13 protein-coding genes are annotated in these 13638 nt (G+C 64.9%); 8 read left to right on the top strand and 5 right to left on the bottom strand.

The window, feature by feature from the left end:
• Positions 1–113: 113 nt before the first annotated feature.
• The 4 genes from CQ050_RS01445 to CQ050_RS01430 all read right to left on the bottom strand — a co-directional run bounded on the left by CQ050_RS01445 (position 114) and on the right by CQ050_RS01430 (position 4270).
• Positions 114–458 carry an antibiotic biosynthesis monooxygenase gene (locus CQ050_RS01445; RefSeq protein WP_105555067.1) on the bottom strand — a complete coding sequence of 115 codons (345 nt, stop codon included), beginning with the start codon at positions 456–458 and terminating at the stop codon, positions 114–116.
• Entirely contained in the window at positions 455–1618 is a 1164-nt protein-coding gene (locus tag CQ050_RS01440; RefSeq protein ID WP_199196708.1) for a cytochrome, read from the bottom strand. Before CQ050_RS01440 ends, CQ050_RS01445 begins: the two co-directional genes overlap by 4 nt.
• Positions 1619–1689: 71 nt before the next feature.
• Positions 1690–2556 (bottom strand): NAD-dependent epimerase/dehydratase family protein, encoded by an 867-nt coding sequence (locus CQ050_RS01435; RefSeq protein WP_105555555.1) that lies wholly within the window; start codon positions 2554–2556, stop codon positions 1690–1692.
• A gap of 67 nt (positions 2557–2623) precedes the next feature.
• Entirely contained in the window at positions 2624–4270 is a 1647-nt protein-coding gene (locus CQ050_RS01430; protein WP_199196707.1) for an electron transfer flavoprotein-ubiquinone oxidoreductase, read from the bottom strand.
• 113 nt (positions 4271–4383) lie between these two features.
• Here CQ050_RS01430 and CQ050_RS01425 point away from each other — a divergent pair, with 113 nt between their 5' ends.
• From CQ050_RS01425 to CQ050_RS01415, 3 genes are all read left to right on the top strand, one after another.
• On the top strand, positions 4384–4833 hold the full coding sequence (locus CQ050_RS01425) for a thioesterase family protein (protein ID WP_105555066.1): 450 nt from the start codon (positions 4384–4386) through the stop codon (positions 4831–4833).
• A 287-nt stretch (positions 4834–5120) separates the two neighbouring features.
• Positions 5121–5819 (top strand): CoA transferase subunit A, encoded by a 699-nt coding sequence (locus CQ050_RS01420; protein ID WP_054423951.1) that lies wholly within the window; start codon positions 5121–5123, stop codon positions 5817–5819.
• A gap of 12 nt (positions 5820–5831) precedes the next feature.
• Positions 5832–6485, top strand: a complete 654-nt coding sequence (locus CQ050_RS01415; protein WP_046802634.1) for a CoA transferase subunit B — start codon at positions 5832–5834, stop codon at positions 6483–6485.
• An 80-nt stretch (positions 6486–6565) separates the two neighbouring features.
• On the opposite strand, the gene CQ050_RS01410 is transcribed toward CQ050_RS01415, so the two are convergent.
• Positions 6566–7024 (bottom strand): GNAT family N-acetyltransferase, encoded by a 459-nt coding sequence (locus tag CQ050_RS01410; protein ID WP_105555065.1) that lies wholly within the window; start codon positions 7022–7024, stop codon positions 6566–6568.
• A 199-nt stretch (positions 7025–7223) separates the two neighbouring features.
• Between CQ050_RS01410 and CQ050_RS01405 the strand changes: the two genes are divergently transcribed.
• From CQ050_RS01405 to gsiC, 5 genes are all read left to right on the top strand, one after another.
• Entirely contained in the window at positions 7224–8099 is an 876-nt protein-coding gene (locus tag CQ050_RS01405) for a MurR/RpiR family transcriptional regulator (protein WP_105555064.1), read from the top strand.
• Positions 8096–9076 carry an isoaspartyl peptidase/L-asparaginase family protein gene (locus tag CQ050_RS01400; RefSeq protein ID WP_105555063.1) on the top strand — a complete coding sequence of 327 codons (981 nt, stop codon included), beginning with the start codon at positions 8096–8098 and terminating at the stop codon, positions 9074–9076. Before CQ050_RS01405 ends, CQ050_RS01400 begins: the two co-directional genes overlap by 4 nt.
• 39 nt (positions 9077–9115) lie before the next feature.
• Complete coding sequence (locus tag CQ050_RS01395) at positions 9116–11002, top strand: dipeptide ABC transporter ATP-binding protein (RefSeq protein WP_105555553.1); 1887 nt, start codon at positions 9116–9118, stop codon at positions 11000–11002.
• A gap of 66 nt (positions 11003–11068) precedes the next feature.
• Positions 11069–12622 (top strand): glutathione ABC transporter substrate-binding protein GsiB, encoded by a 1554-nt coding sequence (gsiB, locus tag CQ050_RS01390; protein ID WP_105555062.1) that lies wholly within the window; start codon positions 11069–11071, stop codon positions 12620–12622.
• 89 nt (positions 12623–12711) lie between these two features.
• Entirely contained in the window at positions 12712–13632 is a 921-nt protein-coding gene (gene gsiC, locus CQ050_RS01385) for a glutathione ABC transporter permease GsiC (protein ID WP_105555061.1), read from the top strand.
• Positions 13633–13638 lie beyond the last annotated feature (6 nt).

Genomic DNA, 13638 nt, shown 5'->3' with positions numbered 1-13638 from the left:
AAAAGGCGGCAAAGGGGGAATGGTACCGGAGAGCCGCCGGCCGTTGCAGAAGCGCATCGGCGCCATGGCATGGATTTTATGAAAAATTAATACAACCTTCGCGAGACGGTTTTTCAGCCATGCCGGCTGCGGCTATCGGACGGCGCCTCGTCGCGCTCGGCCATGCCGTAGTCCCGCAGCACCTGCGCCACCCGCAGACGGTAGTTCTGAAACACGCCGCCGCGCCCCGCTTCCTGCGCGCGGCGGTGCGATTCCAGCGAACGCCAGCGCTTTACCGCGTCTTCATCGCGCCAGAACGACAGCGACAGCAGCTTGCCCGGCTGGGTCAGGCTTTGGAAGCGCTCGACGGAGATGAATCCGTCAATGGCCTTGAGCTCATCGATCAGGCCGGCCGCGATCTGCAGGTAGGGGTCCGGGTTGCCATGGGCGGGTTCGACTTCAAATATCACGGCGATCATGGGTTGGGTTCCTTTGAAAACGCAAACTGCGGCACGCGCGCGTTGGGTAGCGGCCGATAACGGAAATGGGAGGCCAGGGCGGCCGGGTCGGCGCCCGCCCGCAGCACATGCACCAGCGCGTCCGCCGCGTGGCGGCGCGCCGGGCCCTGGCCGGGACAGGCGTGGCCGTGCGCCCCTGTGCCGGGCGCCCCTGTGCCGGCCGCGCCTGTGCCGGCCGCCCCTATGCCGGGCGCACCGAATGTCCAGCCGGCATCGGGCTGGACCGTCGCGGCAGCGGCCAGCACCAGCAACACGGTCTGGCCGGCTTCAATCCGCTGGCCGCCGACCGTGACCGTGTCCGCCAGGAACCGGCGCGTGTTGTGCAGCGGCGGATCGTGGCGGATGACATGGTCGATGATCGCGTCGGCGTCGGCGCTGGCTGCCTCGGCACCCAGGCCGCGCTTGCCGGCATGGATCAGCGCGTTGCCCAGCAGCCCGGCCCCGGCTTCGCAAGACTGGAATAGCAGGCCAGCCAGGTTCGCGGCCAGCACGGCCACGGGAATCTCCGCGCGGGCGCCCCTTTCGCGCAGTTGGCGCAGGGCCGGTGGGGCGTCGTGGGCAAGCAGCAGGGATTCCAGGCGTGTCTGCAGCGCGTCGGCCGCGGCATGTCCGGCCGCCACCTGGTCTGCCTCCGCGGTGGCGGGCAGGGCACACAGGAACGCCGCGATCTGCGCCGCGCTATCGGCGTGCAGCGCGGGGGCCAGCCCCAGGAAGGCCGCCTGCGCATGCACCGGCGCGGCGGTCAGATAGCGGTCCATGGCAACGGCGTCCACGACCGGCAGTGCGGGCCATTGCGGGGTACAGGGCTGCGTGCCTTGTTCCTGGATGAATGCGGCCAGCAGACCTTTCAGGCGGGTGTGCATGGCGCTGTCGTTCATGCGCACGAAGCGTCCGAACAGCTCGCCTGCCGGGCCGGGGCACAGACCCCGCGGCACGGGCTCCGACGGCGGGCGGACGCGTGCCGCCGGGTCGCGCATGACGGCCACGATGGTGTCTGGATGGCTGGCGACCCAAAGGCCTAGCGCATCGTCGCGGTACAGCGGTTTTTCGCGCGCCAGCGTCGCGTAATAGGGATAAGGGTCGGCGTGCGTGACGGCAAGCAGGGGATGGGCGGGAAGCATGGCGTGGCGGGGGGTGAATACGGTTGTCAGTATCCGCCGCCCGCGCCCGCAACGATTCGATGCCGGGCGAACTATGCCGGCGTCGTGCCGGAGGGGCCGGCGCCGGCATCCGCCAACAGCGCGGCGTATCCCAGCCGGGAATCCGGCCACTGCAGTGTGAAGCCGCTGCCCCGCAACTTGGCATTGCTGAGCTTCTTGCTACCCACGTTCGCCGGGGCGGGCGCGACGCGCGGCGGGGGCGCGCCGACCATCGCCGCCAGGTCGGCGTACAGGGCATGCAGCGGCAGCGGCGTGTCGTCGCAACCGATGTAGACGGGGTCCACGTCGGGCAGCAGCGCCAGATGCACGACTGCGGCGGCCGCATCGTCGATATGGATGCGGTTGGCCCAATGCTCGGGCTGTACGGGAGCGCCTGCCGCGCCGCTGCGCAGACGTTCGATCAGTTGCAACCGGCCCGGCCCGTACAGGCCCGCCAGCCGCAGCGACGTGGATGACAGGCCGCGCGCGGCCAGCGCCGCTTCGGCTTCCAGCAGCACCTGGCCGTTGAATCCCTGCGGCGCGGGCGGCGTGTCTTCGTTCACCCAGCCGCCTTGGTGTTCGCCGTAGACGGCGCTGGACGACGCGAACACCACGCGCTTGAGTCTTGAGACGTCCAGCGCGTCCAGCACCGCCTGCAGGCCGTCGACGAAAACGCCCCGGTAGACCGATGCGTCGCGCGAGCCGGGGGCGGGCAGGTGGATCAGCCGGGTGACGCCTGCAGGCAGCGAAGGCAGGCTGGCGGGCGCCGTGATGTCGCCTTGCAGCCATCGGATGCCACTGCCGTCGTCGGCGGGCGGGTGACGGCGAAGCGCGTGGACTTCGTCGCCACGCGCCAGGAAGCGCCGGGCGACACGCTGGCCCAGGTCGCCACAGCCAATGAGAAGTACGCGTTCGGTCATGCAGGTCACCTGAAAAATGAAAAAGCGCCCCAAGGGGCGCCTTGTGGCGGGGCGGAGCCCGGCCGGATCACATGCCGCTGTACACCGGCCCTTCGCCGCCCTGCGGCGCCACCCAGACGATGTTCTGGGTCGGATCCTTGATGTCGCACGTCTTGCAGTGCACGCAGTTCTGCGCGTTGATCTGCAAGCGGTCGTCGCCGTGGTCGTCCTTGATGAATTCGTACACGCCGGCCGGGCAGTAGCGCGATTCCGGCCCGCCGTACTTGGCCAGGTTGACGCTGACCGGCACCGACGGATCTTTCAAGGTCAGGTGGATGGGCTCGTTTTCTTCATGGTTGGTGTTCGAGATGAACACCGAGCTGAGCTTGTCGAACGTGAGCTTGCCGTCGGGCTTGGGATAGTCGATGCGCGCGCATTCCGATGCCGGTTGCAGACAGGCGTGGTCGGGCTTGCTGTGGCGCAGGGTCCACGGCATCTTGCCTTTGAGCAGCAGCTGTTCGACACCGGTCATCACCGTGGCGATGGTGCGGCCCTTCTTGAACCACTGCTTGAAATTGCGCGCCTTGTTCAGTTCGGCGTGCAGCCAGGAAGCCTCGAACGCCTTCGGGTAGGCGGTCAGCTCGTCCTGGCGGCGGTCCGCTACGAGCGCGTCGAACGCGGCTTCGGCGGCCAGCTTGCCGGACTTGATGGCGGCGTGGCTGCCCTTGATGCGGGACGCGTTCAGGAAGCCGGCTTCGCAGCCGACCAGCGCGCCGCCGGGGAACGTCAGCTTGGGCAGCGACAGCAGGCCGCCCGCCGTGATGGCGCGGGCGCCGTAGGCGATGCGTTTGCCGCCTTCGAACGTGCCGCGAATGGCGGGGTGCGTCTTGTAGCGCTGGAATTCGTCGAACGGCGACAGCCAGGGGTTGGCGTAGTCCAGGCCGACGATCATGCCCACGGCCACCAGGTTGTTGTCCAGGTGATACAGGAACGAGCCGCCGTAGGTGTCGGAATCCAGCGGCCAGCCCGCGGTGTGGATCACCAGGCCCGGCTTGGATTGTGCCGGGTCGACTTCCCACATTTCCTTGATGCCGATGCCATAAGCTTGCGGATCGCGGCCGTCGTCGAGCTTGAAGCGTTCGATCAGCTGGCGGCCCAGTTGGCCGCGCGCGCCTTCGCCGAACACCGTATAGCGGGCATGCAATTCCATGCCGGGCTGGTAGTGGTCGGTGTGCGAGCCGTCGCGGGCCACGCCCATGTCGCCGGTGGCCACGCCGCGCACGGCGCCGTTTTCGTCATACAGCACTTCAACGGCGGCAAAGCCGGGGAAAATGTCCACGCCCAGCGCTTCGGCCTGTTCGCCCATCCATTTGACGACGTCGCCCAGGCGGACGATGTAGTTGCCTTCGTTGTGGAAACAGGGCGGCAGCAGCCAGTTCGGCGTGGAACGCGCGCCGGTCTGGGACAGGAACAGGAACTTGTCCTGCGTGACCGGCACGTTCAGGGGCGCGCCTTTTTCCTTCCAGTCGGGGATAAGCTCGGTCAGTGCCAGCGGGTCCATGACGGCGCCGGACAGGATGTGAGCACCCAGTTCCGCCCCTTTCTCAAGGACGCAGACGCCGATCTCCTGATTCTTTTCAGCGGCCAGCTGCTTTAGACGGATTGCGGTGGCCAGGCCGGCGGGTCCACCGCCAACCACGACCACGTCATATTCCATCGACTCGCGTTCAGACATTTGCAAAGCTCCCCGTATGTATTCCATATTTGGCTGGAAGTATTATCGGCGATTGTATTGCAGGCGGAGGCCATGCACGCCTTCGTATTTCTTTTAGCCTTCAGGAGTAATTGGTGAACCCGGACAATCTGTCTGCGCGGATTCTGGCGGTGGGCGATACCCATCAGGTGGAATTGCCTTTGCGGTGGGGCGATTCAGACGCCTTGAATCATCTGAACAACACGCTGTATTTCCGCCTGATGGAAGAGGCCCGGATGCAGATCCTGTACGACGCGGGCTTCGAACTGCCCGCCGACAACGGCGCGATCCTGGCTCATGCCTCGTGCGATTTCCTGCGTCCGCTGACCTATCCGGCCACCGTCCGCGTCACGCACAAAGTCACCCGCATCGGCCGTTCCAGCGCCGAATTCGAGCTGCTGCTCGAGAAAGCCGGCGACGAGGCGGGCCCCTATGCGCGCGGACGCAACGTGCTAGTCTGGATGGACTACGTGGCCAATACGTCCGCGCCGTGGCCGCAGGAAGTGCTGGCGCAGATGGCCACGCAGTTCAAGCCGGCCGCCTGAGGGCGGGCAATCCCGCAGGGGCTATCCACCGAAAGCCTGCGCGGAATTGACCGTCATGCCGTTAAAATCAAGCGCAAAATCAAAACAGAAATAAAGGGGCGCGCCACCCTCGGCGCCGCGACCCAGGGACATCGGGCAATGTCGCGATGCCGCCTGGGGCCGACGCCGGCAGCCGCGCTCCACGGAAAGACAGGGCCCTCCCCGAATTTCTTTACCCCCTCGCGGGATGGCCGCGCAAGCGGCGGGGCGGGCGCTCTTCAGTTCGACCTTAACTAGGAGTTGGAGCGATGGACAAGGTTTTTGCAAGCGCCCAGGAGGCGCTGGCAGGCATCGTCAAGGACGGTCAGATGATCGCCGTGGGCGGTTTCGGCCTGTGCGGTATTCCCGAGGCCCTGATCGCCGCGCTGCGCGATTCGGGCGTGAAAGACCTGACTTGCATCAGCAACAATGCGGGCGTCGACGGTTTCGGCTTGGGCCAGTTGCTCAATACGCGCCAAGTCCGCAAGATGATCGCGTCTTACGTGGGCGAGAACAAGGAATTCGAACGCCAGTTCCTGTCGGGCGAGCTCGAGCTTGAGTTCACCCCGCAGGGCACGCTGGCCGAGAAGCTGCGCGCCGGCGGCGCGGGCATCCCCGCGTTCTTCACGCGCACCGGCGTGGGCACCATCGTGGCGGACGGCAAGGAAATTCGCGAATTCGATGGCCAGCAATACGTGATGGAGCGTTCGCTGGTGCCGGACGTGTCGCTGGTCAAGGCGCACATCGCCGACCGCAGCGGCAACCTGGTGTTCCGCAAGACGGCCCGCAACTTCAACCCGAACGTCGCGATGGCCGGCAAGTTCACGGTGGTCGAAGTCGAAGAGATCGTTGACACCGGCAGCCTGGATCCCGACCAGATTCACCTGCCCGGCATCTATGTGCAACGGATCGTGCTGAACACGACGCCGGAAAAGCGCATCGAACAACGCACCACTCGCCCGGCCTAAGGAGAAGACGACATGGCATGGTCCCGCGATGAAATGGCGGCTCGCGCCGCGCGCGAACTGCAAGACGGTTTTTATGTGAACCTGGGCATCGGCTTGCCGACCCTGGTGGCCAACCACGTGCCCAAGGGCGTGGAAGTGTGGCTGCAATCCGAAAATGGCTTGTTGGGTATCGGCCCGTTCCCCACCGATGACGAAGTCGACGCCGACCTGATCAATGCCGGCAAGCAAACGGTGACGACGTTGCCGGGCTCGTCGATCTTCTCGTCCGCTGACTCGTTCGCGATGATCCGCGGCGGCAAGATCAACCTGGCCATCCTGGGCGCGATGCAGGTGTCCGAAAAGGGCGACCTGGCCAACTGGATGATCCCGGGCAAGATGGTCAAGGGCATGGGCGGCGCGATGGACCTGGTGGCCGGCGTTGGCCGCGTCGTGGTCCTGATGGAACACGTGGCCAAGAAGAAAGACGGCACGGAAGACATCAAGCTGCTGCCGGAATGCAATCTGCCGCTGACTGGCGTGGGCGTGGTCGACCTGATCATCACCGACCTGGGCGTGATGGAAGTCACCGAAAACGGCCTGAAGCTGCTGGAAACGGCGCCGGGCGTGACGGTGGACGAAATCCAGTCCAAGACGCTGGCCAAGCTGGACGTGTCGTCGGTCAAATAAACCGGCTGCCGTCCCGCTTACGAAAACGCCCCGCAAGGGGCGTTTTTTTTTGGGCGGAGGAAAGGGCGGCCCCGGGGGCGCTATGCCGCTTCGTCCAGGCGCATGCCCACGTGCGGGATGCCGTCTTCGATGTATTCCTCGGTGACCTGAACAAAGCCGTGTCCGCCGTAGTAGTTGCGCAGGCGGGCCTGCGCGCCCAGGTACATGGCGCGGCCTGGCCAGCGCTGGCGCACTTCCTGCATGGCGTGGCGGATCAATTCGTGGCCCAGGCCCTGGCCGCGCGTCCAGGGCGCGGTGATCACGCGCCCGATCTCGATCTGGCCATCCTTCAGCGACGGGTCCAGGATGCGGCAGTAGGCGGCAAGCTGGCCGTCTTGCCATGCCATCAGGTGCGTCGTCTGGCCGCTCAGGTCCTTGCCATCCATGTCCTGGAAGATGCACTGCTGTTCGATGACGAAGACTTCCGAGCGCAAGCGGAGGATCGCGTAGATCTCCGGCACGGTCAGGTCCTGGTGGGGTTTGCAGATCCAATCGGGCATTGCGTCAATCCAAGGCAATAGGTCAAAAGCGGGGTGAAAAACAGGCGCGGATAGCGTACCTCAAACCGGCCCCGTTTCTTTTGATGCACTGTTACATAAATTCACGGGTATACCCTTACTATGAAAATGAATTTTCTTATCTAAAATTTGTGTGTAAACAGATTTACACAATCTCCCGCTAAGACCTTCCCCCGAATCGATGAACAAGGCCGCACTTACGATCGCTGATCGGATCGCCCGGGCCCAGCCCTCGCTGAGCCGGACGCAGCACAAGATGGCCGAATACGTGTTGGCGCACCAGTTCCGCGCCGCCACGATGACCATCGACGAGTTCGCGGCGGCAGTGGGGGTGTCGGTCGCCACGGCGAATCGCTTCGCGCGCGCCCTGGACCTGCCCGGCTACCCGCAATTCCGCGCCGAACTGGCGCGGGGGTTCGAAGCCGCGCTGGAACCGGTGGAAAAGCTGCGCACCGAACTGGCGCATTCCGCCAGCGCCGTGCAGATCTTCGCCGCCACGCTGGAAGAAGACATTCGCAACGCGCAGCGCAACCTGCAATCGCTGGATTCGGCCGCCTGTGAACAGGCGGTGGAAGCCATTCTGGCCGCCGACCGCGTGTTCATCATCGGTTTCGGCGCCAGCGGCTTCCTGGCTGGCCTGCTGCAACGCGGCCTGTGCATGCACCTGCATTCGGTCGAATCGCTGGCGGGCCCCGGCGGGGTGTCGCACGCCGCGCGCCAGATGTCGCGCATGACCGCCAAGGACCTGGTGATCGCCATCGGCTTTCCGCGCTACCTGGCCGACACCGTGACGCTGGCCGCCGCCGCCAAGCAGGCCGGCGTGCCGGTGCTGGTGTTGACCGACAAACCCACGTCTCCGCTGGCACCGACGGCGTCCGTCGTGCTTTACGCGTTTTCCGCGCGCCAGCTGATTCCCAATTCCGAAACCGCCGCGCTGGGCCTGATCGAAGCGCTTTCCGCCGCGGTGGCCTATCGGGCCAAAAATTCCGTCGCGGCCGCCGCTGGGGTGACCCAGTCCGTGATGCCGTGGCTTATCCATGGAGTAGGTAAACGATGATTCAACCCGTGATCGCCATTCACGGTGGCGCCGGCGCGATGTCCCGCGCGGCCATGTCGCCCGAGAAAGAACAGGAATACCTGGCCGCCCTGGAGTCCATCCTGACCGCCGGCCAAGCCGTGCTGGCCCGCGGCGGCAGCGCCCTGGACGCCGTCACCGAAGCCGTCCGCTTGCTGGAAGACTGTCCGCTGTTCAACGCCGGCCACGGCGCGGTGTTCACCAGCGCCGGCACCCATGAGCTGGACGCCGCCATCATGGACGGCGCCACGCTGCGTTCGGGTGCGATCGCCAATGTGAATTGCGTGCGCAATCCGATCTTCGCCGCGCGCCGCGTCATGGAAACCAGCAAGCACGTCTTTTTCGTGGGCGAGGGCGCCGAAACCTTCGCTCGCGATGCCGGCCTGGAAATCGTCGACCCGTCGTATTTCTCGACCGAAGCCCGCCGCGAGCAGTTGCTGCGCGTGCAGCGCGAAACGCCTGACGCCGCCGTGCTGGACCACGACGGCCAGGCCATGGTCGCGCGCGGCCAGCCCGCACCCGCCGATCCGCTGGATGCCGACAAGAAGTTCGGCACGGTGGGCGCGGTGGCTGTCGACGCGCAAGGCAACGTGGCCGCCGCCACCTCCACCGGCGGCATCACCAACAAGCAGGTCGGCCGCGTGGGCGACGCGCCCTTGATCGGCGCCGGCACCTATGCCAGCAACAAGACCTGCGCGGTCTCCACGACCGGCACCGGCGAGATGTTCATCCGCATGGTCTCGGCCTATGACGTGGCGGCGCAGATGGAGTATTGCGGTGCGTCGCTGGAAGCAGCGGCGGATCGCGTCGTGATGGAAAAACTGCCCACCATTGGCGGCAAGGGCGGTCTGGTGGCCGTTGACGCCCAGGGCAATGTGGCTTTGCCGTTCAACACGGAAGGCATGTATCGGGGTTACGCCCGCGTAGGCGAAAAGCCGGTCACCGCGATCTATCGATAAGCGTGACGGGTTCTGTTTTGATTTTGGGGATTAATGAAGATGGTTGATCGCGCAAACAGCCTGGCGCTGCCGGAAAACCGCGTGGTCCAGGTCGACGACCTGACGGTGCGCTTCGTAGGATCGGAGCGCACGGTCGAAGCCGTGCGCAACCTGTCGTTCCATGTGGACCGGGGTGAAACCCTGGCCATCGTGGGCGAATCGGGTTCGGGCAAGTCGGTGACGTCCCTGGCGCTCATGCGTCTGGTGGAACATGGCGGCGGCCGCATCGCCCAGGGCAACATGGCCCTGCGCCGGCGCAACGGTTCGGTGATCGACCTGGCCAATTCCAGCCAGCGCGTCATGCGCAATGTGCGCGGCGCGGACATGGCCATGATCTTCCAGGAGCCGATGACCTCCTTGAACCCGGTGTTCACGGCCGGCGACCAGATCGCCGAATCGATCCGTCAGCACCAGGGCAAGGACGCCGCGGCCGCACGCGCCGAGGCCCTGCGCATGCTGGAGCAGGTGCGCATCCCGGAAGCCAAGTCGGTGCTGGACCGCTACCCGCATCAGTTGTCGGGCGGCATGCGCCAGCGCGTGATGATCGCGATGGCGCTGGCCTGCAAGCCGGCGCTGCTGATCGCCGACGAACCCACCACCGCGCTGGATGTCACCATCCAGGCGCAGATCCTGCAACTGATCCGTCAACTGCAGGACGAGATGCACATGGGCGTGGTGTTCATCACCCACGACATGGGCGTGGTGGCGGAAGTGGCCGATCGCGTGCTGGTCATGTATCGCGGCGACAAGGTCGAAGAAGGCCCCTCGGATCAGGTGTTCGCGGCGCCCAAGCACACCTACACCAAGGCGTTGCTGTCGGCGGTGCCGAAGCTGGGCGCCATGGAAGGCACCGACCTGCCCGCGCGCTTCCCGCTGCTGCAGGTGGAAGGCCAGGCGCAACCCGTGGCCGAGCCCGCCGTCGCCAGCACGCAGGTCGTGCCCGGCGAGAAGCGCGAGCCCATCCTGAGCGTGCGCAACCTGGTAACCCGCTTTGACCTGCGTGGCGGCATCCTCAGCCGCGTGCAGCGCCGCGTGCATGCCGTGGAACAGGTCAGCTTCGACCTGTACCCGGGCGAGACGCTGTCGCTGGTGGGCGAATCGGGTTGCGGCAAATCCACCACGGGCCGTTCGCTGCTGCGCCTGGTGGAAAGCCAGGGCGGCGAGATCAAGTTTGGCGGCCGCGACATCGTCCGGCTGAAGAACAACGAGCTGCAATCCTTGCGCCGCGACATCCAGTTCGTGTTCCAGGATCCGTTCGCATCGCTGGATCCGCGTGTCACCGTCGGCTTTTCCATCATGGAACCGCTGCTGGTGCACGGCGTGGCGAAGGGGCGGGACGCAGAGCGCCGCGTGGCCGATCTGCTGGAACGCGTGGGCCTGCCGCCGGAAATGGCGCAGCGCTATCCGCATGAATTCTCGGGCGGCCAGCGCCAGCGCATCTGCATCGCGCGCGCGCTTGCCCTGAACCCGAAGGTCGTGATCGCGGACGAATCGGTGTCGGCCCTGGACGTCTCCATCCAGGCGCAGATCGTGAACCTGCTGATCGACCTGCAGCGCGACATGGGTATTTCGTTCCTGTTCATTTCGCACGACATGGCCGTGGTGGAACGCGTCAGCCACCGCGTGGCGGTGATGTACCTGGGCCAGATCGTCGAGATCGGCCCGCGCCGCGCCATCTTTGAAAATCCGCAGCACCCGTACACCAAGAAGCTGATGTCGGCCGTGCCGATCGCCGATCCGGCGCGCCGCCATCTGAAGCGCACCTTGTTGTCCGATGAAATTCCCAGCCCCATCCGCAAGCTCGGCGACGAGCCCGTGGTGCAGCCGCTGGTGCAGGTTGGAACCGATCACTTCGTTGCCCGCCATGCGGTCGGCGGCGCGTATTGATTCCGTTGTCGTACTTGTTTTTCTTCCAACAAACCCCCTAATTCCGTTTTGGAACCAGGAGTTGCAATGATGAAAGTTCTGCGCCCCACCAAGCTGATGGCCGCCGCCGCGGTGGCCTTCGGTGTGCTCACTTCGCCGTTGGCGTTTGCCGCCAAGGACGTGACGTTTGCCGTCTCCATCGCACTGGAAACGCTTGACCCGTACAACACCAACAGCACCCTGAACCAGGCGGCCGGCAAGGCCTACTACGAAGGCCTGTTCGAATTCGACAAGGACCTGAAGGTCCAGAAGGTCCTGGCGACCGACTACACCGTCAGCGAAGACGGCCTGGTCTACACGTTCAAGCTGCGTCCCGGCGTGAAGTTCCACGACGGCACCGACTTCAACGCCGAAGCGGTCAAGATCAACTTCGATCGTCCGGCCAACCCGGAAAACCGCCTGTCGCGCTACATCCAGTTCAGCGTCATCGACAAGACCGAAGTGGTTGACCCGATGACCATCAAGATCACGCTGAAGAAGCCGTTCTCGGCCTTCATCAACGCGCTGGCCCACCCGGCCGCCATGATGATCTCGCCCGCCGCCCTGGCCAAGTACGGCAAGGAAATCGGCTTCCACCCGGTGGGCACCGGCCCGTTCGAATTCGTCGAATGGAAGCCGGCTGAATACCTGAAGGTCAAGAAGTTCGACGGCTACTGGAAGAAGGGCTACCCGAAGGTCGACACGCTGACCTTCCGTACCGTGACCGACAACAACACCCGCGCCGCCGTGGTGCAGACGGGTGAAGCGCAGTTCGCCTTCCCGGTGCCGTTCGAACAAGCCGCCGTGCTGAAGAAGAACGACAAGCTGGACGTGGTCGATCACCAGAACTCGATCATGGCCCGCTACCTGTCGATGAACACGCAGCAAAAGCCGTTCGACAACCCCAAGGTGCGCGAAGCCATCAACTACGCCATCAACAAGGAAGCGCTGGCCAAGGTCGCCTTCTCGGGTTACGCCACCATCGTGGACGGCGTCGTGCCCAAGGGCGTGGACTTTGCCCACAAGACTGGCCCGTGGCCGTACGACATCAAGAAGGCCAAGGCCCTGCTGGCCGAAGCCGGCTACCCCAACGGCTTTGAAAGCCAGCTGTGGTCCGCCTATAACGACGGCACCTCGGTGAAGGTGGTTCAGTTCCTGCAACAGCAGCTGGCGCAAGTCGGCATCAAGGTGCAGGTTGAAGTGCTGGAATCGGGTCAGCGCGTGCAGCGCGTTCAACAGGTGCAGAAGCCTGAAGACGCCAAGGTTCGCATGTACTACGCCGGCTGGTCGTCCTCGACCGGTGAAGCCGACTGGGGCCTGCGTCCGCTGCTGACCACCGCTGCTTTCCCGCCGGTGCTGAACAACGTGTCGTACTACTCGAACAAGTCGGTGGACGACGGCATCCAGCTGGCGCTGGCCACGACCGACCGCGCCAAGAAGACCGAAATCTACAAGAACGTTCAGGAAACCATCTGGAAGGACGCCCCGTGGGCCTTCCTGGTGACCCAGAACAATCTGTACGTGAAGTCGAAGAACCTGTCGGGCGTGTACGTGGAGCCGGACACCTCGTTCTGGTTCGGCGACATCGAACTGAAGCAGTAAACCTAGCAGTCACTCTCGGGGCCTTCGGGCCCTTGTAAGGCCACATACGGCGGGGGCGCGGTGTCCCCGCCGATGTTGCAGGAATTTCAATGCTGACCTACATCGTCAAACGTCTTTTGGGCATGATCCCCACGCTGCTGCTGGTAGCCGTGGTCGTGTTCCTGTTTGTGCACATGCTTCCGGGCGACCCGGCGCGACTGGCCGCGGGCCAGGAGGCCGACCAGCAAACGGTCGAGCTGGTGCGTAAGGAACTTGGGCTGGATCTGCCCCTGCCGCAGCAGTTCGTGCGCTATTTCAGCCATATGCTGCAAGGCGACCTGGGTACGTCCTTGCGTACCAAGCGCCCCGTCTCGACCGAGATTTCCGACCGCTTCATGCCCACCTTGTGGCTGACGATGGCCAGCATGGTGTGGTCAGTGACCTTCGGCATGATCATCGGGATCGTGTCCGCCGTCTGGCGCAACCGCTGGCCCGACCGCCTTGGCATGACGCTGGCGGTGTCGGGCATCTCGTTCCCCGCGTTCGCGCTGGGCATGATGCTGATGCAGGTGTTCTCCGTGAACCTGGGCTGGCTGCCGACCGTCGGCGCCTCCAGCTGGAAGCACTACATCCTTCCGTCAATTACGCTAGGCGCCGCGGTGGCTGCCGTGATGGCGCGCTTCACCCGTGCGTCGTTCGTGGAAGTCATCCAGGAAGACTTCGTGCGGACCGCCCGCGCCAAGGGCCTGACCGAACGCCGCGTCGTGATCAAACACGCGCTGCGCAACGCGCTGATTCCCGTCGTGACCATGATGGGCTTGCAGTTCGGCTTTCTGCTGGGCGGCTCGATCGTCGTCGAGACCGTGTTCAACTGGCCCGGCCTTGGCCGTCTGCTGGTCGACGCCGTAACCCAGCGCGACTATCCGGTGATCCAGGGCCTGGTGCTGCTGTTCTCGCTGGAATTCATCCTGATCAACCTGATTGTCGACGTGCTCTATGGCGTCATCAATCCCAGCATCCGTTACAAGTGAGGCGGC

The organism is Achromobacter sp. MYb9, from assembly GCF_002975275.1.
Classification (GTDB): Bacteria; Pseudomonadota; Gammaproteobacteria; order Burkholderiales; family Burkholderiaceae_B; genus Achromobacter.
The sequence above is the reverse complement of the archived record's forward strand: the minus strand, read 5'-3'. Positions and strand labels throughout refer to the sequence as shown.